Below are 16,694 nucleotides of genomic sequence, written 5' to 3'. Positions count from 1 at the left end.
ACGAGGTAGCCGATGAAGATGCGCCTGCTCCACGCCGGCCTGCTGGCCTGCGCCCTGCTCACCGCCTTGCCGCTGGCAGCGCAGACCTTCCGCGAACGCCTGCAGCAGGCACGCGAGACCTCGCGCCAACCGTCGGCGCGCGCACCCACGTTGCCGGCCGGCGCACGCGCGCTGCGCGACGTGTCCTACGGCAACGATCCGCGCCAGCGCTTCGACGTCTACCTGCCGGCCCAGCCACGCAACGCGCCAATCCTCCTGTTCGTGCACGGCGGTGGCTGGGCCAACGGCAACAAGGACAATCCCGGCGTGGTCGAGCACAAGGCGGCGTACTGGCTGCCGAAGGGCTACATCCTGGTGTCCACCAACTACCGCATGCGGCCCGACACCGCACCGCTGGACCAGGCACGCGATGTCGCGCGTGCCCTGGCTGCCGTGCAGCAGCGCGCACCGGAGTGGCAGGGCGATGCGTCGCGCGTGCTGCTGATGGGCCACTCCGCCGGCGCGCATCTCGCCGCGCTGGTCGGTGCGTCGTCTACGTTGTGGCGCGAGGCGGGCGCAACAAAGCCGCGCGGCGTGGTCTCGCTGGACAGCGGCGCGCTGGACGTACCGCTGACGATGAAGAATCCGCCGCTGCGACGCATCTACGACGCCGCCTTCGGCCAGAATCCCGCCGACTGGATCGCCGCCTCGCCGTACCACCAGCTCACCCGCGACGCGGTGCCGATGCTGTTCGTCTGCTCCTCGCGCCGCAAGGACGCCTGTCCGCAGGGCCTCGCGATGGCGGAGAAGGCGACGTCACTGGGCGTGGCGATGGAGGTACTGCCCGAGGATCTCTCGCATGGCGAGGTGAATCGCGAGCTGGGGTTGCCGTCCGATTACACGAAGGCGGTGGATGCGTTCGTAAGGCGTCACCTGTAGTAGGACCTCGTTGTGGGAGCGACGTAAGTCGCGATGAGGCGCTACCGATGGCCGATCGCGACTTACGTCGCTCCCACAGAAACCCCGCACGTGACCTACGCCTTCCCCCTCACCCCAACCCTCTCCCCCGTATCGGGGGAGAGGGGGCGAAGCCATCACCGCGTGATCCGCACCGCTGCCAGCGCTTCCTGCAATCGCGCGCGCGCCGTCGCTTCGTCGAACGGCGGCGTAGCGGCCGAGTTGTTGGCAAGAGAGGGGAACACCACAAGGTCGATCGCGATGCAGCGTTCGTTCCGTACAGAACGGTAGGCATCCATCGTTCGAGGTGGGTAATGGCCCGTCCCCGCGTCGACGACACGGAAATGGCGGAATGGCTGCCCATCGATGCGAATCTCATCCGAGAGGCCGACAATGGAAGCCTCGGATGGCTGCAGGCATGTCACCACGGCATGGCTGTCGGTGCTGGTGCCGATGTGCAGCTCGGCGGCGATTCCCGGGCCCGAGCCTTCGAGCACCAGTCTCAGCAATGGCTGCCCTCGCACACCGGGGCCGCTCAAGCCATTCCAGCCGCCTTCGGACGGGGCGCTGTCGGGCTCCCGACGCAGCGTGAACCCCGGTGTTGGCGCGAGCGCAATCCCGATCTCGTCGTCCGAGAACTGGAACTGCGGCGCTTCGCGTCCCGTCACCGGCGGTGCGGGATCGGCGATCTCGGCGGCGGTCTGCGTGGCGGCTTCGACCTCTGCCTGCTTCGGCGCGCGTTCGCAGCCGGCGAGCAGTGCGGCCGCGAGCGCGGCGAACAGCGGAACACGGACGATGGGTTTCATGGAGGTCTCCTCCGCGACGATTGCCCGGAGTCTGGCAAGCCGTGCGTGAAGCTTTCGCTTGGACGGTCAGGTCGCCAGCAGCTGAGGCAGTGCCAGCGCTGCCGTCGAGCGCCACACATGATCGGCCTCCGCCGACAGCGCGGTCGATTCCGGATTGATCTCGACCACGGTCGCGCCATGGCGGCGTGCCAGCGCGGGCAGGCCGGCGGCGGGATACACCAGTCCCGACGTGCCGACCACCAGCATCAGCGCGCAGCGCGTGGCCGCATCGGTCGCCGCATTCCACGCATCGTCCGGCAGCGCTTCGCCGAACCACACCACACCCGGACGGATGGCATCGCCGCAGGCCGTGCAGCGCATCGGCGCTACCTGCTGCCGTCCGTCAATGTAGTCGTCGAGCTCACCCTCATGCGCACGCCCGCAGGCGAAGCAGCGCAACGCGAACAGGCTGCCGTGCACGTGCGCGTCGACGATGCTGCCGGCGCGTTCGTGCAGGTCGTCCACGTTCTGGGTGACCAGCGACAGCGGCACGCGGCGCGCGAGATCCGCCAGCGCCACGTGCCCCGCGTTCGGTTGCGCCTCGCGGACGAGCTGCATCCGCCAGCGGTACCAGCCCCAGACCAGCGCGGGATACGCGCGCCAGGCTTCGGCCGTCGCCAGCCGCATCGGGTCGAAGCGCGACCACAGGCTGTCGTGGGTACCACGGAATGTCGGGATGCCGCTCTCGGCCGACATGCCGGCGCCGGTCAGTACGCAGACGCGGCCGCCAATGTCGATCGTCCGCTGTAGCGCGTCGGCGATCGCGGCAGGCACGGTGTCCACGCGCTCAGGCCTTGTGCGGTGTGGCCAGGTAGTCGGCGCTCTGCATCTCGATCAGGCGCGACGCCGTGCGTTCGAACGCGCCCTGCAACCGCGTGCCGGTGTACAGCGCGGTCGGCGCGGCGGCCGACGTGCAGACCAGGTTGACGTGGCGGTCGTACAACTCGTCGATCAGGTTGACGAAGCGGCGCGCCGCGTCCTCGTTCATGCGGTCGAAGGTCGGGATGCCGCCCAGCAGCACCGTGTTGAACTCGTGCGCGATCTCGATGTAGTCCGCCGTGCCGCGCGGGCCTTCGCACAGCGCGACGAAATCGAACCACGCGATGCTCTTGCCGCGGCCGCGCACCGGGATCTTGCGGCTGTCGATCTCGATGTTGCCCGCATGCGCGTCCTCGCCGCCGGTCAGCTCGCGCCAGCGCGACGCCAGCCATGCATCGGACTCGCCATCCAGCGGCGTGCGGTACACCGGCGAACGCGTCAGCGCACGCAGGCGATAGTCTTCCTGCCCGTCGGAACGCAGCACGAAACAATGCTGCTGAAGCAGGTCGATGGCCGGCAGGAAGCCGGCGCGCTGCAGGCCGTCCCTGTACAGGTTCTCCGGTGCCGTGTTCGACGTGGTCACCAGGGTGATGCCTTCGGCGAACATACGCTCCAGCAGCCGCGCCAGCAGCATCGCATCGCCGATGTCGGTGACGAAGAACTCGTCCAGCACCAGCACGCGCAGCTTGCCGCGCGCCTCTCGCACGATCTTCGCCAGCGGGTCGCTCTCGCCGGCATGCTCGCGCAACCGCTCATGCACGCCACGCATGAAGCGGTGGAAATGCGTGCGGTACTTGCCGCCACCCTCGCCGTGCGCCTTGTTCTGCGACACCGAATAGGTCGGTAGCGGCAGGGCGTCGTAGAACAGGTCGACCAGGAAGGTCTTGCCGCGCCCGACGTCGCCCCAGTAGTACAGGCCCTGCACCGTTTCCGGCGCCTTGTTGAACAGCCGGCCGAACAGGCCCGGCGATGCCGGCTCCGCCAGCAGCGCGGTGTGGATGCGGTCCAGCTGCGCCAGCGCGGGATGCTGCGCCGGGTCGTCCTGCCATTGGCCCTGCGCCGCGCCGCGCGCGTATACCTGCGACGGCGTGGGCGCCGTGGTCCGTGCGTCGTCCGCCATCACGCCGGCACGTAGCCTTTCATCGCGTGCTTGATGGCGCCGCGCAGGTCCATCAGCTTGCGGTGGAAGAAGTGGCTGGTCTCCGGCATGCGGATCAGTTCCGGCGGCTGCTTCAGCGTATCGATCCAGTCGTAGACCGCCTGCGGCTCGACGATCTCGTCCTGCTCGCCCTGGATCACCAGCCACGGGCAGGTCGGCGGCTCGATCGCGGCGAAGTTCCAGCGGCCGGCCGGCGGCGCGATCGAGACCAGCGCATCCGGCTGCAGGTCAGCGCTGGCGCGCAGCGACACGTACGCGCCGAAGCTGAAGCCGGCCAGCCACAGCTGCGTGCCGGGCCGTTGCTCGCGTATCCACTGCACCACCGCGCGCAGGTCGTCGGCCTCGCCGTCGCCGTGGTCGAACAGGCCATCCGATGCGCCGGTGCCGCGGAAGTTGAAGCGCACCGTCAACGCGCCGAGCTCGCGCAGGCTGCGCGCGGCCATCACCACGACCTTGTTGTGCATCGTGCCGCCCTCGGTGGGCAGCGGGTGGCAGACCACCGCGGTGATGGGCGCCACCGGCTCGCCGTCTTCCGGCCAGTCGACGTGGGCCTCGAGCGCGCCGTCGGGGCCGTCGAGGGTGAGCGGGCCGGAGGCCGAGGGGAAGGCGGGGTTCGTCATGCGGCCATGATAAGCCTTGTGTTCGTGTATCGAGTGCGGTCCTTGCGCGTGTGGTCCTTGCGCGCACGGGAAGCCGTGTGGGCGGTGCCTTCTCCCCCGTCATTCCGGCGGCTCGCAACAGCCGAACGGCTGGTCGAGCCGGAAGCGCTTCACAACGGCCGGATGGCCGGTCATCCAGCGACTTCATGCATGGCGTCGCAAAGGCACTGGGTTCCGGCCTGCGCCGGAACGACGCCGTCAGGCGTGCGACCAAGGTCCGGCAGCGTGGCGCGCGCCGCTGTGCGATGCTGCCGGTCCCCACGTCGTATCCCGCTGCACCATGGCATTCGATGCCTTCGCCCTGATCCTGACCATGCTGGCGCTCGGCATGGTGTTCGCGCGCTTGCGCGCCTTCCCCGACAACGCGGGCGACGTCATCAACCGCGTCGTGCTCTACGTCTGCCTGCCGGCGGCGATGCTGACCTACGTGCCGCGCCTGCGCCTGGACACCTCGCTGATGGGCGTGGTGGTCACGCCATGGCTGCTGACCGTGGCCACGGTCGCGCTGGTGGCGCTGGCCACGCGCGTGCTGAAGTTTCGCCGCGACGAACACGCGGTGCTGCTGCTGTGCGTGGCGCTGTGCAACAGCAGCTTCATCGGGTATCCCATGGTGCGCGCGCTGCTGGGCGAACACGCGCTGCCCTACGCCGTGGTCTACGACCAGTTCGGCACCTTCATCCTGCTGTCGACGTTCGGGCTGTACGTGCTGGCGCGCTACGGTGGCGACGCACCGCCGACCGCGCGCGAGATCGGCCTGCGCATCGTGAAGTTCCCCCCGGTGTGGGCGCTGCTGTTCGGCCTGACGCTGATGCCGGAACAGCCGCCGGCATGGATCGCGTCCGCCCTGCAGAAGCTGGCCGACGCGATGTTGCCGCTGGTGATGCTGGCGGTGGGACTGACCCTGCAGCTGAAATTGCCGCGCGACGAACTGAAGCCGCTCGCCGTCGGCCTGCTGCTGCGCCTGCTGGTGATGCCGGCACTCGCGGTGCCGCTCTCGCTGGCGTTCGGCATGCGCGGCGAGATGCTGCAGGCCAACGTGCTGGAGTCGGCCATGCCGACGATGATCACCGCCGCCGCGCTCGCCATCTCGCACCAGCTAGCCCCGCGTCTGGCCGCCGCGCTGGTCGGCTACGGCATCCTGCTGTCGCTGGTCACGCTGCCTATGTGGGCGTGGATCGTGCAGCGGTGGGCGTCATAGCCGCAGGAGTTGGCGCACGAGGCGGTTGCATGCGAACGTGCGTCCTGATTTCCCGACAGGAGTGGGCAATGCGCAAGGCAGGCAAGGTGTGTCTCTGGTTGGTGTTGATGGCGTCCGTGTCCGTGCCATTGCCGGCACTCGCGCAGGAAGGTCCGCCACCGGAGGTGCCGGGCCGGGTCGCGTCCGATCCGCAGCTCGCGGCGGCCAGCAAGGCCTGGCATGACGCATGGCGCGCGAATGTCGAGACGCATCTGCGTTCCGTCGCGGCGCGGGGCACGCCGCGCGACCTGCTCGTCGCGGGCTGGTTGTGGCCGATGCAGTACGACGAAGCGGGGCGGCCGGAAGCGGCCTCCTCGCGATTGGCGCGCGGATGGATCCAGGCCGCCTACGCGGCCAGTCGCGGCGAAGATCCGCTGGTGGATTGGGCGCTGCTGAACGCCTGTGCGAAGACGGACGCAGGGTGCGACCGGGAGGTGCTGCTGGAGCGCCTGGCGGTGGCCGACCCCGGCAACGCCGAGCCGTTGCTCACCCGCTACTCCGATGCCGTCCAGCGCAACGATATCGTGTCGGCCGAGCGGGACTGGCGGGCCGCGACCAGCGCGACGCGATACCGTTCCCGTGCCAACGAGACGGGCCTGCTGATGGCCGAGACGCTGCGAGAGGTGCCGATGCCTCCGCTCGATCCTGCACTGGCAGCGGCGATCGGCGAGGACTTCATGCTGGGGCGTGCGGCCACGCCGCACGACATGCCCGATGTCGTGGTGATGGCGATCAATGCGGCCATCGCGATTCCCGCCCTGCATCCCATCACCCAGCGCTGCCGTGCGCAGGTCGGCCAGTTGCCGGCCGATACCTTGTCCGCATGCAAGCGGCTCTACACGCTGCTGGCCGATGACACGTCGACCCTGCTGTTTCCCGCCATCGCGCTGCCGCGCCTGGTGGAATGGGCCGATACCGATGCCGAACGCGAGGCCGCACGCGAGCGCCTGCGCCAGTTCGCCTGGGTCCACGACAGCCTGATGCAGCTCTACCAGCGCCCTGCGGACGCGCGGCGCTTGCCGGAGGACTACATCGACGTCTTCCTGCGCGATGGCGAACTCGCCGCCATGCGACACCAGTTGAAGATCAACGGCATCGCCACCGAACCGCCGGCAGGTTGGCAGTCGGAGAATCCGGAGTACCGCGGACAGCCGGGCGGAAGTCCAGCCGCGACGCGCTGACGGTAAGCCGTCAAGCGATCAGTCGCCTGTCGCGGCGTGGAGGCCGCGCCTCTTCCTGCGCACGCGTCGACCAGGTCGCCGCCATCGCGCGCACCGCCTGCACCAGCTGCTCCTCCGGCTTGGCGTACGGGATCCGCAGCCAGCTGTCGGCGCCGCCTTCGACGCTGAAGACCGGACCGGGCGCCAGGTAGATGCCTTGCCGTTCCATGTCGGCGGCCAATTGCGTGGCGCTGCCGTGCGGCATCCGCGCCCACAGCGTCAGGCCGCCGTCGGGCAGGCGGAAGCGCCAGTCCGGCAGGTGCTCGCGCAGCGCCTGCGCCAGCGCGTCGCGTCGCTGCCGCAGCTGTTCGCGACGTACCGCGAGGAAGCGGTCGGTGCCGAGCATTTCGGCCACCACCAGCTGATCGAACAATGAGCTGCCCAGGTCCATCTGCACGCGCGCGGCGATGATGCGGTCGACGGCCTCGCGCGGTGCGCGGATCCAGCCCACGCGCAGGCCGCCCCAGCACAGCTTCGATGCACCGCCGACGGTGTACGCGCTCGGAGAATGCGTCGCGAACGGCGCGGGCATCGGCGCGTCCGACAGGCAGGTCGACTGCAGCGTCTCGTCGACGATCGCGATGGTGCGCGTCGCATGCAGGGCCGCGGCATAGCGGGCGCGCTGCGCGTCGTGCATCAGGAACCCGGTGGGATTCTGGAAGTCGGGAATCAGGTAGGCGATGCGCGGCGCGGTCTGCCGCAGCGTCGCTTCGATCGCGGCGAGGTCCCAGCCTTCGTCGCCGAGCGGATCAGCCATCGGTGCGCTGACCAGGCGGCCGCCGCCGAGGCGCAGCGCTTCGATCGCGTTCGAGTACACCGGCGATTCGATCATCACGCGGTCGCCGGGGCGGGTCAGGGCGCGCGCGACGATGGCGATGGCCGACAGCGCGCCCGAGGTGATGACGATCTGCTCCGGCGCGGTGGGCAGGCCGCGTCGCGCGTAGTCCGCCGCGACCAGTCCGCGCAGCGCCGGCAGCCCCGAGGGCAGATAGCCATCGCTGGCGAGATAGGCGGGCAGGGCGTCCATGGCGCGCGCGTAGGCGGCGGCGACGCCCGGCGTGGCCGCGCCGGCGGCGCAGTTGAGGTCGATCGTGCCGTCCATCGCGTGCGCTTGGCCAACCGAATGCAGCGCGTGGTCGTGCGCACGACGCCGGTCGACCGGCACGGTGGCGTAGGTGCCCGCGCCCTGGCGGGCGGTGGCGAAGCCGGCCGCCACCAGGTCCGCATAGGCGCGGGTGACGGTGTTGCGCGACACGCCCAGCGCCTGGGTCACCGCGCGCTCACTGGGCAGTCGCGTGCCCAGTGGAATGCGGCCGTCGCCGATCAGTTCCTGCAGCGCCTGGCGCAGGCCGCGGTAGGCGGGTGCGCGCGGGAAGTCGCCGACCAGCGTGGCGAGACGGTCCGGGGCCAATGATCGTTCCATGGGGCCACTATCGCAGGATTGGCTCTGGAAGAAAGGGCCAATCGGGTGGATCGTGGCCCCATGAAACCGCCCACCACGTCCATCGGACTCGCCAACCTCGGCCCCCTCGCGCAACTGAAGGCCGGCCGCCTGCCGGAACGCCTGCTGCGCCTCCTCGTCGGCCTGTGGCTGTACGGCTTGGCCATCGCGCTGATGATCGAAGGCGCGGTCGGCGCCTCGCCGTGGGACGTCTTCCACCTCGGCGTCTCGCACCACCTGCCGCTGTCGTTCGGCATGGTCATGGTGCTGACCGCGGTGGGTGTGCTGCTGGCCTGGATTCCGCTGCGGCAGATGCCGGGCGTGGGCACGGTCGCCAACACGCTGCTGCTGGGTCCGTTCGCCGACCTCAACCTCGCCCTGCTCGATACGCCGCAAGGCCTGCCGCTGCGCTGCGCTTATCTCGTCGCCGGCGTGGTGCTGTGCGCGGTCGCCACGGCGATGTACATCGGCGCGCAGCTGGGGCCGGGTCCGCGCGATGGATTGATGACGGGACTCGCGCGCCGCACCGGCTGGTCGATCCGCAGCATCCGCACGCTGATCGAAGTCACCGTGCTGGTCATCGGTGTGCTGCTCGGCGGCGTCGCCGGCGTCGGCACGGTGCTGTTCGCGTTCGGCGTGGGTCCGCTGAACCAGTTCTTCCTGCGCTACCTGGTGGTGCGCCTCGATCCGCCCGCCGCGGTCGCCGGAGACACGCCATGACGCCGACGGTCCGGCGCTACAGCGCGTTCACCACCGATCCCGACGGCGGCAATCCCGCGGGCGTGGTGCTGGATGCGCGAGGCCTGAGCGATGACGGCATGCAGCGCATCGCCACCGAGGTGGGCTACTCGGAAACGGCGTTCCTGTCGCCGCGCGCGGACGGCGATCTCGATGTGCGCTATTTCAGTCCGCTGGCCGAAGTGAGCTTCTGCGGGCACGCCACCATCGCGGCGATGGTGGCGCATGCGCGCCAACACGGTCCCGGCGAGGTCGTGCTGCACACGCAGGCCGGGCGCGTGCCGGTGACGGTCGACGCCGCTTTCGCCGCCACGCTGACCAGCGTGCCACCACGTACCGCACCGCTCGATGCGGCGGATCTCGATGCGCTGCTCGCGACGCTCGGCTGGCGCCACGACGAGCTCGATCCCCATCTGCCGCCGGGGCTGGCCTATGCGGGTGCGTGGCATCCGGTCATCGCTGCCGCCACGCGCGCACGCCTCGCCGACCTGCACTACGACTTCGATGCGCTCGCCGCGCTGATGAAGGCGCGCGGCTGGACGACGATCGACCTGGTCTGGCGCGAGGACGCGCAGACGTTCCATGCGCGCAATCCGTTCCCGCCGGGCGGCGTGGTGGAAGATCCCGCGACCGGCGCCGCCGCCGCCGCGCTCGGTGCCTACCTGGCCTCGCACGACCTGTTGCCCGCGCGCCGCGCCTTCACCATCCACCAGGGCCACGACATCGGACGACCGAGCCTGTTGAAGGTGGAGGTTCCCCACGACCTGCGCGATGGCGTGCGGGTCAGCGGGACGGCGGTGGAGATCGTCGCGGCCTGACCGCCTTCGCGTCGCGCGCGTGCTTGAAGCGGCGACCTACCGCGTGCGAACGTGTCCGCTCGTGACCCGACAGGAGTGGGTAATGCGCAAGGCAGGGCGAGCGGGGTTGTGGGTGATCGCGATGGCGTGTCTTTCGGCGCCGGCACTGGCGCAGGAAGACGAGCCACGCCTCGCACACAGTCGGGTCGAGTCCGATCCGAAGCTGATGGCGTCCTACGAGGCTTGGCAGGACGCATGGCGCACGAATATCGAAGCGCACCTGCGCACGGTCGCTGCGCGCGGCACACCGCGTGACCTGCTGGTGGCCGGCTGGTTGTGGCCGATGGAGACGGACGAGACGATCGTCCAGCGACAGGGGACCGCCTCCAGGCCGCAGGCCCGCGCGTGGATACAGGCCGCCTACGACAGCGCCCGCGGCGAAGATGCGCTGGTGGATTGGGCGCTGCCGGATGCCTGCAGGATGACGGGCGCCACCTGCGATAGGGGCATGTTGCTGCAGCGCCAACTGCGCGCCGATCCGGGCAATGCCGAGGTCCTGCTGGCCGCCCATTACGCTGCCCTCCAGCGTGAGGATGCGGTCGACGCCGAACGGCTCTGGCAGGCCGCCGCCGCCGCGACCCATTACCGGTCGCGCGGCAACGACGTCGGCACGCTCATGCTCTCGACGCTGCGGAGAGTGCCGGCCCCGCCACTCGATCCCGCACTGGCAGCAGCGATAGGCGAGGATCTGGCGCTGGGTCGCGGTGCAACGACCCAAGACATGGCCGACACGGCGGCCGTCGCGCTCAATGCGGTGATCGCGTTGCCCACGCTGGATCCGATCACCCGCCGGTGCAGTCCGCAGGTCGGCAGTCTGTCTGCCGCCGCGTTGTCCGACTGCAAGCGTATCTACGCGTTGTTGGCGGCCGACGAATCCCTGCTGCTGAGCGCCATGGTGGCATTGCCCAGGTTAGTCGAGTGGGCGAACAGCGACGCCGAGCGCGAAGCGGCGCGCGAACGCCTGCGCCGCTTCGCCTGGGTATACGAGCGCCTGCGGCATCTGTATCCGCCTTTCATGGAGGAGCAGAAGGTCCCCGATGACTACGTTGACCGTCTGTTCCTGGAAGGCGAGTTCGCAGCCTTGCGACGCCGGCTGGAAATCAACGGCATCGCAACCGCGCCGCCCGCCGGTTGGCTGCCGGAGAACACGAAGTGGCGTGCATTGCTGACGGCCACGCCGGTGCCTGCAGCCCGCTGATCGCCTTCGCACCGCGTTGACCGCGCCGGTGGAAGCATCGGGGCAGGAGGGTCGTGCCATGTTCGACGGGTGGGAAGCGCAGGTGTCGGTGGTCGCGCGCATCGCGTTCGCGATGCTGCTGGGCGGCATGATCGGCCTGGAGCGGGAGATGAAGGACCGGCCCGCCGGCTTCCGCACGCATACGCTGGTCGCCGGTGCGGCCGCCATGCTCACCGGCATGGGCGACATGATGCTCGCGCAGGCGCAGCACGACCACGACGGCCGCGTGCAGATCGATCCGTTCCGGCTGGTGGAAGCGGTGATCGCCGGCGTGGCCTTCATCGGTGCCGGCACCATGATCGCCCACCGCGGCCGCGTGGTCGCCGGCATCACCACCGCCGCCTCCCTGCTGATGGTCGCGGTGATCGGCGTGGCGGTCGGCTTCGGCCACGGCTGGCTCGCCCTGCTCGCCACGCTGCTGACGCTCGCCGTGCTGTCGGTGCTGGCGTGGATGGAGCGGCGCGTGTCTCGGCGGTCTACGAAGGACGAAGACGTTACGCGCTGACCCGCGTGTGGCTGGTGCGCGGCCATCGCCAACGCTGGAATCGCGTAGCAGCATCCTGACCATGCCTTGACCTGCCCTCGGGTTCGAGATGAACATCCGCGTCATCACCCCGGAACGGGGTCCAGCGGCGACAGGTGGTCTACCTATCATGAAGGTCGTTCTTGGCCTGATACGGCTGTTGGGCTATCTGCTTGGTGGTTTCGCCCTGCTCTCCGGCGCAGCGGACGTTCTGGGTTTCATTCCGCACTCCTATGAGACTCCGCCGTGGACAGCGCGCTTCATCGCCGCGCTACCTTCAATGCTGGCGGGGGTGGTTCTACTTGTCCCCATCAGGCATTTCCTGACCGGTCCGAAATACTGCGTGTTGGCTGTCGCCTACGCGCTATTGGTACTGGCGACGGCCATTCTCAGCCTGCAAGGACTGACTGACTACGCATCTGGCGCGAAGGATCCGGCGATCGTCCCGTTTGCGCTCGCTGTGTTCTACATCCCGGCCGCCAATGCATTCGTCCTTTGGCGTCTGCATCGAGATCGGGAAAGGCAATCCGACAACTCAATCAAGCCAAACCCGTTTGGTGGGCCAGCGTAACTCAGGCGCGAACGGCCATCGAAATTCAGGTGGGCACTGTTGGGCAGGTGCTCAACAGCACCAGGCCCGGGCATAAGATTCGGGTCGTGGATGATGCTGAGTGCACTGGTGGGCTTCTGATCCATGAATGGTGGGAGGGATCAGATGGCCCCAATGCGCTTGCCGTGTTCGACTCATGGGTAAAGGACGGGGATGCCCTTCGTCAGTTCTTCGCTGAAGCGGGTTGGTCGGTCGACTGGTCGACGTGACAAATCGATCAGAGGGGTGCTCTTCGTGGCGAGGTTTGACCAGATTTCGACAATCCAACGGCACGTTTCATGCAAGTTCAACAACGCAACAACACCAACAGGGGAAGGGGATTCCACTATGTTCGGAAAACTGATGGTCGGCGCGGCACTCGTCTGCGCCTCGCAAGTCTGTAGCGCCCAGACGACGGGGTCGGCACCGGCACAACAAAGCCAGGGCGGCGGCCTCTGCCTGTTCACCGGCACGCCGCCCGCCGACCACACCTACACCACGGTCAGGAAACTGAAGTACGGCAAAGGCAGCTACGGCAGCGTCAACGACATCCTTCCGATGGTCATCGCCGATGCCAAGGCCGCGGGCGCCGATGCCGTCATCCACTACAACGGCTCGCAGCGCTTCGGCTTCTGGCCATGGCGCTTCGTGCGTCCTGTCGTCACCGGCACCGCCATCAAGTGGGAGCCCGCGCGTGACGTCGACTGCGCGGCCGCAGGCGGCCACTACAGCACGGGAACGCTGGCGGAAGCACCGCCGCCGCCGCCCAAGTGATCTGCGTTCTCGCACCTGAAACCTCATCCGAGCCGACCCTGCTAGGCGGGTCGGCTCACGTCGGAGGTTGGCGCCCGTGAAAGCGGTATCTCTCGCCCTCATCGTCGTATTGCTCACGATGTCGAGTACGGCGCTGGCATGCACTGCCACGCATGTCGGCATTACGGAGGCCAGGCGTGCAGAAATCGTGTTCATCGGAGAGGCAACCAGGCTTCAAACGGTAGAGCCGAACTACGAGCTTTTCGTTTACGTCACGCCGTCGGAGACGCTCAAGGGTCGGGCTGACAAAGGCGTCAGGGCACAGTCGCCTTGTTCCGAGCCGATCGAGTTGGGCCAACGGGTGGTCGTTGCTGCCTGGCGCGGCAAGTTCTATGTCTATCCGGCAAAGGACTTCGAGGAACGCTTCAGGGACGCATTCCGCCACGGTCGCAAGTAGATCAATCGATCCGACCCCATTTCGCGGGTCGGCTTAGCCAGTCGTGGGACCAGGATGAAGTTGATCGAGCAACTTGGAGAGGATCTCGCCGGGATGTCTGTCGTCGTTCGGAAGCATGCCGACGGCATCATTGTCCCGGCGACCTCGGATGAGGGCTTCGATGTTTCGATGCTGTTCCTGGATGGCCGCTATTGCGTCGGGTTCGACAAGTGGGGCCTGGATTGTTTCGATCCGGCAGAAGCGAGCATCGCGGCCGGACTTTTTGCGCACTGCCTGTCCGACCAGACCCGGCTGATCGTGACCTCCCGGGGCGGCAAGGATGTTTCCTGGACACTGGAAGAGTTGCAAGGCGGAGAATGGACTCCGTTCGCACACATATCCAACTGGATCCCCAAGTTCTGGTTGGCAAAGCAGGTGAGGTGCTTGCGTAACAACATCAATCTTCCTGGCTTCGGCACGTGATCCACGAGGAACCCGCTTCGCTGATCGGCCTGCACCAAACGCGGTCGCCGGGTAGGCTCTGACCAAATGGATACGTTTGCTTTCTCCCCGCCTGAGCATGCCCGATTCCTGGCCGGCTACCTCGATGCCGTTGGTCGATCCCTGACCACCGGCACGGAGCTGGTCTCGCTTACGTGCAAATTCTTCGGTACAAGGGTGGAAGTCGGCACCCAGCTTCGCTCCGGTGGCATTCCTGTCGACAACTGGAGCCGCGAGCTCTGCGGAATGGCAGACGAGGTTCTTGGTCTCGACACCCGCTCTCGCCTGGGCTTCTACATGGTGGAATATCTGTGCTGGATCCGGGAGTTCACCGAAGGCACCACCTGTTACAGGATCGACGACAGTACGACAGGCGGCATCTCCTATCGCATGGAGTTGCGGGATGGAAGTTGCATTGTTGCCGCGGTCATTCGCTCAGACAAGCGCAGCGTGTAGCACTTTTTTGCTGGATCCTCGCAAGTCGGTTCAACATGGGCATTCGATGCCAATTCCGCATCAAGGAGCATCATGGAGCATCAAGCATGATCGATGGGCTGGGCTTCTGCGTGATCTATCGGGCGAGGGTGCATCCCGACAAGGAGGCGAAGTACGTCGCGGCCTGGTCCACGCTGACATCGCTGATCCGCTCGCAGCGTGGCGGCCTGGGGTCGCGGCTGCACAAGGGCGCCGATGGCATCTGGTATGCGTATGCGCAGTGGGAAAGTGCGCAGGCGCGCTCCGATGCCTTCGCGCTGCCGTCCGTGCATCCCGAGGCCCAGGCGGACATGATGGACTGCATCATCGGGTTCCTTTCCGAGATACCGCTCGATCCGATCGAAGACCAGCTGGTGCCGGCCTCCGAGCTGGCGTCCCGCACGTCATCGGGCTGATCCTCGTTGCATGTCGTACTGCGTGAGCATCGACCTTCCGGAACCAGGGACACCATGGGCCTCCTGACCTTCAGCCTCAACCTCACCCTCGACGGCTGCGTCGACCACGAGGAAGGCATCGCCGACGACGAGACGCATGCCTTCTTCACCCGGCTGATGGACGAACACGGCGCGATGCTGTGGGGCCGCGTCACCTACGAAATGATGGAAGGCTACTGGCCGGCGGTCGCCCGCGGCGAGGTGGATGCGCCGCCGGCCCTGCGCGAATGGGCGGACAAGCTGCAGGCCAAGCCGAAGTACGTGGTGTCGTCGACGCGCACCGACTTCCCGTGGAACAACAGCCACCGCATCACCGGCGACCTGCGCAGCGGCGTGCAGGCGCTCAAGGACGCGACTCCGGACGGCGTACTGCTCGGCAGCGGCCTGCTCGCCAACGCACTGGACCGGCTCGGCCTGATCGACGAATACCGTTTCCTCGTCCATCCCCGGATCGCCGGCCATGGCCCGACGCTGTACCAGGATGGATTGCCGGCCACGCGACGGCTCGACCTCGTCTCCGCGACGCCGCTGCGCTGTGGCGCGGTCGCCATGCATTATCGGCGCGCGCAGTGACGTCGGCGTTATTGGCGTGACATGCAGGCTGGGTGGAGCCGAGCCCGGTCATTTCCGTGACCGGCACCTCTGATGGACGCCGCAATGAAATTGCTCGCCCGCGGGCTGCTAGGCTTGCGAGGCCCATGAGGGCCACTCAAGGAGGACGAGGATGAAATACCGCTTTGCATTTGCCGTGTTTGCCGGCCTGCTCGCCATGTCGTCGGTAGGCGCGAAGGAGCCGCTGCGGCTCGATGCTTCCACGGACGCCACCGCCGAGGCGAGCTGGAAGGCCATGCACGAAGAGGCCTCCCCCGAGCAGAAGCAGAAGCTCGCGCTGGCCATGCTCAAGATCAACCTGGCCGGCACCCACTCGGCCTACGATGCGGTACGCGACCCGGCATTGCAGAGCATCGGCATCACTGGGATCAAGGACAAGGTGTCGGGCATGACCGCCGAAGAGATCATCGCGCTGGCCGACCGCGTATCCACCGTCACCGCCGAGCCCGCGCGCGAGTGATGCCCCGCAAGGGCGGATTGAGTCTTGTCCGGCTCAGTCGCCCTTGTTGGCCCGCTTTCGGCTCCACCCATCCGTCGAACAAGGTTTCGGAGAGGAAGCATCATGATGAAACGCGTCGCCATCGTGCTGCTTGGCTTCCTGCCGGGCATGGCTTTCGCTCACCAGGACCGCATCCTGCCCATCAAGCCGGACGGCACGCTGGCGGATCTTCCCGCCGAATACGGTCCCGTCAGAATCAGCATCGTCCGCTCCAGGGACAATGCCAGCGAAGTCCAGCAGGTTGTCCTTTCTTCACCGAAGTTTCGGGTCGCCCTCAACAAGTGCGTGATCGATCTCCTCGGAAACGTCACGCACGTAGAGGCAAGCGGCTCGTGGTACCACGAGCCAGGCCGTCTCCCGCCGTACGTGTCGCTGGACTTCTACTCGGATCCCTACGATCCGGGAAGTCGGGACAACCAGTATTCCTCCGTCACCTACTCGCTCGTGGACGGTCGAATCCTTATGGGTACACGGATGTGGAAGCCGCTGATCGGTCGCCCACAGGGTCGCATCATCGATCCAGCCGACAAGTGTTCCCAATGGCAGCAAGCCAAGTGAGTTGAAGCCTTCCGTAGGATGGGTGGAGCCGAAGGCGATACCCATCGCGTTTGACATGAGACACCGGGCGCTCTGCTCACGGTCAAAGAAGCTCGGCCGCAAGGTGCGCACCGCACGGGCTCAAGGTAGAGCGCCGATGGGTAGAC

Annotated in this window: 21 protein-coding genes; 16 read left to right on the top strand and 5 right to left on the bottom strand. The window is 67.5% G+C overall.

Translation table 11 applies throughout. The annotated features are described in order from the left end of the window. The first annotated feature begins 12 nt into the window (after positions 1 to 12). Positions 13 to 918, top strand: a complete 906-nt coding sequence (locus AC04MD_RS14570) for an alpha/beta hydrolase (RefSeq protein WP_475497992.1) — start codon at positions 13 to 15, stop codon at positions 916 to 918. A gap of 155 nt (positions 919 to 1,073) precedes the next feature. Here the strand turns inward: AC04MD_RS14570 and AC04MD_RS14565 are convergent, their stop codons facing one another. The 4 genes from AC04MD_RS14565 to AC04MD_RS14550 all read right to left on the bottom strand — a co-directional run bounded on the left by AC04MD_RS14565 (position 1,074) and on the right by AC04MD_RS14550 (position 4,379). Next, positions 1,074 to 1,742, bottom strand: coding sequence for a hypothetical protein (locus AC04MD_RS14565; RefSeq protein WP_475497991.1), 669 nt, complete (start codon positions 1,740 to 1,742; stop codon positions 1,074 to 1,076). Positions 1,743 to 1,808: 66 nt separating this feature from the next. Beyond that, a complete protein-coding gene (locus AC04MD_RS14560; RefSeq protein WP_475497990.1) occupies positions 1,809 to 2,564 on the bottom strand; it encodes an SIR2 family NAD-dependent protein deacylase in 756 nt (251 codons plus the stop codon). A 4-nt stretch (positions 2,565 to 2,568) separates the two neighbouring features. Next, the gene (gene zapE, locus AC04MD_RS14555; RefSeq protein WP_475497989.1) at positions 2,569 to 3,720 is read right to left on the bottom strand and encodes a cell division protein ZapE; all 1,152 of its coding nucleotides are present in this window, start codon (positions 3,718 to 3,720) and stop codon (positions 2,569 to 2,571) included. After that, positions 3,720 to 4,379, bottom strand: a complete 660-nt coding sequence (locus tag AC04MD_RS14550) for an alpha/beta hydrolase (protein WP_475497988.1) — start codon at positions 4,377 to 4,379, stop codon at positions 3,720 to 3,722. The genes zapE and AC04MD_RS14550 overlap by 1 nt, the downstream gene beginning before the upstream one ends. Before the next feature lie 319 nt (positions 4,380 to 4,698). Here AC04MD_RS14550 and AC04MD_RS14545 point away from each other — a divergent pair, with 319 nt between their 5' ends. Then, positions 4,699 to 5,616: an AEC family transporter gene (locus tag AC04MD_RS14545; RefSeq protein WP_475497987.1), complete on the top strand. Its 918-nt coding sequence runs from the start codon at positions 4,699 to 4,701 to the stop codon at positions 5,614 to 5,616. Between the two features lie 68 nt (positions 5,617 to 5,684). After that, positions 5,685 to 6,836: a hypothetical protein gene (locus AC04MD_RS14540; protein WP_475497986.1), complete on the top strand. Its 1,152-nt coding sequence runs from the start codon at positions 5,685 to 5,687 to the stop codon at positions 6,834 to 6,836. A gap of 10 nt (positions 6,837 to 6,846) precedes the next feature. Here AC04MD_RS14540 and yczR read toward each other — a convergent pair whose 3' ends face one another. Then, a complete protein-coding gene (yczR, locus tag AC04MD_RS14535) occupies positions 6,847 to 8,298 on the bottom strand; it encodes a MocR-like transcription factor YczR (protein WP_475497985.1) in 1,452 nt (483 codons plus the stop codon). Between the two features lie 60 nt (positions 8,299 to 8,358). Here yczR and yczE point away from each other — a divergent pair, with 60 nt between their 5' ends. The 13 genes from yczE (at position 8,359) to AC04MD_RS14470 (ending at position 16,548) form a co-directional block, all read left to right on the top strand. Continuing rightward, complete coding sequence (yczE, locus tag AC04MD_RS14530) at positions 8,359 to 9,036, top strand: membrane protein YczE (protein WP_475497984.1); 678 nt, start codon at positions 8,359 to 8,361, stop codon at positions 9,034 to 9,036. Then, complete coding sequence (locus AC04MD_RS14525; RefSeq protein WP_475497983.1) at positions 9,033 to 9,872, top strand: PhzF family phenazine biosynthesis protein; 840 nt, start codon at positions 9,033 to 9,035, stop codon at positions 9,870 to 9,872. The genes yczE and AC04MD_RS14525 overlap by 4 nt, the downstream gene beginning before the upstream one ends. An 82-nt stretch (positions 9,873 to 9,954) precedes the next feature. After that, on the top strand, positions 9,955 to 11,109 hold the full coding sequence (locus AC04MD_RS14520) for a hypothetical protein (protein WP_475497982.1): 1,155 nt from the start codon (positions 9,955 to 9,957) through the stop codon (positions 11,107 to 11,109). A 58-nt stretch (positions 11,110 to 11,167) separates the two neighbouring features. Further along, positions 11,168 to 11,653: an MgtC/SapB family protein gene (locus AC04MD_RS14515; RefSeq protein WP_475497981.1), complete on the top strand. Its 486-nt coding sequence runs from the start codon at positions 11,168 to 11,170 to the stop codon at positions 11,651 to 11,653. Positions 11,654 to 11,741: 88 nt separating this feature from the next. Beyond that, positions 11,742 to 12,242 carry a hypothetical protein gene (locus tag AC04MD_RS14510; protein WP_475497980.1) on the top strand — a complete coding sequence of 167 codons (501 nt, stop codon included), beginning with the start codon at positions 11,742 to 11,744 and terminating at the stop codon, positions 12,240 to 12,242. A 366-nt stretch (positions 12,243 to 12,608) separates the two neighbouring features. Continuing rightward, entirely contained in the window at positions 12,609 to 13,034 is a 426-nt protein-coding gene (locus AC04MD_RS14505; protein ID WP_475497979.1) for a hypothetical protein, read from the top strand. A 76-nt stretch (positions 13,035 to 13,110) separates the two neighbouring features. Next, on the top strand, positions 13,111 to 13,470 hold the full coding sequence (locus tag AC04MD_RS14500) for a hypothetical protein (RefSeq protein ID WP_475497978.1): 360 nt from the start codon (positions 13,111 to 13,113) through the stop codon (positions 13,468 to 13,470). Positions 13,471 to 13,524: 54 nt separating this feature from the next. Next, positions 13,525 to 13,932: a hypothetical protein gene (locus AC04MD_RS14495; RefSeq protein ID WP_475497977.1), complete on the top strand. Its 408-nt coding sequence runs from the start codon at positions 13,525 to 13,527 to the stop codon at positions 13,930 to 13,932. A gap of 66 nt (positions 13,933 to 13,998) precedes the next feature. Next, positions 13,999 to 14,406, top strand: a complete 408-nt coding sequence (locus AC04MD_RS14490; RefSeq protein ID WP_475497976.1) for a hypothetical protein — start codon at positions 13,999 to 14,001, stop codon at positions 14,404 to 14,406. A gap of 86 nt (positions 14,407 to 14,492) precedes the next feature. Further along, entirely contained in the window at positions 14,493 to 14,840 is a 348-nt protein-coding gene (locus AC04MD_RS14485) for an antibiotic biosynthesis monooxygenase family protein (protein ID WP_475497975.1), read from the top strand. Positions 14,841 to 14,894: 54 nt separating this feature from the next. Continuing rightward, the gene (locus AC04MD_RS14480; RefSeq protein ID WP_475497974.1) at positions 14,895 to 15,452 is read left to right on the top strand and encodes a dihydrofolate reductase family protein; all 558 of its coding nucleotides are present in this window, start codon (positions 14,895 to 14,897) and stop codon (positions 15,450 to 15,452) included. Positions 15,453 to 15,603: 151 nt separating this feature from the next. Next, on the top strand, positions 15,604 to 15,951 hold the full coding sequence (locus tag AC04MD_RS14475) for a hypothetical protein (protein WP_475497973.1): 348 nt from the start codon (positions 15,604 to 15,606) through the stop codon (positions 15,949 to 15,951). 105 nt (positions 15,952 to 16,056) lie between these two features. Continuing rightward, positions 16,057 to 16,548, top strand: a complete 492-nt coding sequence (locus AC04MD_RS14470) for a hypothetical protein (RefSeq protein ID WP_475497972.1) — start codon at positions 16,057 to 16,059, stop codon at positions 16,546 to 16,548. Positions 16,549 to 16,694 lie beyond the last annotated feature (146 nt).

Source organism: Pseudoxanthomonas sp. LjRoot206, assembly GCF_056175725.1.
The sequence above is the reverse complement of the archived record's forward strand: the minus strand, read 5'-3'. Positions and strand labels throughout refer to the sequence as shown.

What these genes read in the sequence shown, in the direction of transcription:
- AC04MD_RS14545 (WP_475497987.1), top strand. Translation starts at nt 4,699, where the DNA reads ATGGCATTCGATGCCTTCGCCCTGATCCTGACCATGCTGGCGCTCGGC.
- AC04MD_RS14490 (WP_475497976.1), top strand. Translation starts at nt 13,999, where the DNA reads ATGGATACGTTTGCTTTCTCCCCGCCTGAGCATGCCCGATTCCTGGCC.
- yczR (WP_475497985.1), bottom strand. Translation starts at nt 8,298, where the DNA reads ATGGAACGATCATTGGCCCCGGACCGTCTCGCCACGCTGGTCGGCGAC.
- AC04MD_RS14550 (WP_475497988.1), bottom strand. Translation starts at nt 4,379, where the DNA reads ATGACGAACCCCGCCTTCCCCTCGGCCTCCGGCCCGCTCACCCTCGAC.
- AC04MD_RS14510 (WP_475497980.1), top strand. Translation starts at nt 11,742, where the DNA reads ATGAACATCCGCGTCATCACCCCGGAACGGGGTCCAGCGGCGACAGGT.
- AC04MD_RS14515 (WP_475497981.1), top strand. Translation starts at nt 11,168, where the DNA reads ATGTTCGACGGGTGGGAAGCGCAGGTGTCGGTGGTCGCGCGCATCGCG.
- AC04MD_RS14470 (WP_475497972.1), top strand. Translation starts at nt 16,057, where the DNA reads ATGAAACGCGTCGCCATCGTGCTGCTTGGCTTCCTGCCGGGCATGGCT.
- AC04MD_RS14540 (WP_475497986.1), top strand. Translation starts at nt 5,685, where the DNA reads ATGCGCAAGGCAGGCAAGGTGTGTCTCTGGTTGGTGTTGATGGCGTCC.
- zapE (WP_475497989.1), bottom strand. Translation starts at nt 3,720, where the DNA reads ATGGCGGACGACGCACGGACCACGGCGCCCACGCCGTCGCAGGTATAC.
- AC04MD_RS14495 (WP_475497977.1), top strand. Translation starts at nt 13,525, where the DNA reads ATGAAGTTGATCGAGCAACTTGGAGAGGATCTCGCCGGGATGTCTGTC.
- AC04MD_RS14475 (WP_475497973.1), top strand. Translation starts at nt 15,604, where the DNA reads ATGAAATACCGCTTTGCATTTGCCGTGTTTGCCGGCCTGCTCGCCATG.
- AC04MD_RS14520 (WP_475497982.1), top strand. Translation starts at nt 9,955, where the DNA reads ATGCGCAAGGCAGGGCGAGCGGGGTTGTGGGTGATCGCGATGGCGTGT.
- AC04MD_RS14505 (WP_475497979.1), top strand. Translation starts at nt 12,609, where the DNA reads ATGTTCGGAAAACTGATGGTCGGCGCGGCACTCGTCTGCGCCTCGCAA.
- yczE (WP_475497984.1), top strand. Translation starts at nt 8,359, where the DNA reads ATGAAACCGCCCACCACGTCCATCGGACTCGCCAACCTCGGCCCCCTC.
- AC04MD_RS14480 (WP_475497974.1), top strand. Translation starts at nt 14,895, where the DNA reads ATGGGCCTCCTGACCTTCAGCCTCAACCTCACCCTCGACGGCTGCGTC.
- AC04MD_RS14525 (WP_475497983.1), top strand. Translation starts at nt 9,033, where the DNA reads ATGACGCCGACGGTCCGGCGCTACAGCGCGTTCACCACCGATCCCGAC.
- AC04MD_RS14485 (WP_475497975.1), top strand. Translation starts at nt 14,493, where the DNA reads ATGATCGATGGGCTGGGCTTCTGCGTGATCTATCGGGCGAGGGTGCAT.
- AC04MD_RS14565 (WP_475497991.1), bottom strand. Translation starts at nt 1,742, where the DNA reads ATGAAACCCATCGTCCGTGTTCCGCTGTTCGCCGCGCTCGCGGCCGCA.
- AC04MD_RS14570 (WP_475497992.1), top strand. Translation starts at nt 13, where the DNA reads ATGAAGATGCGCCTGCTCCACGCCGGCCTGCTGGCCTGCGCCCTGCTC.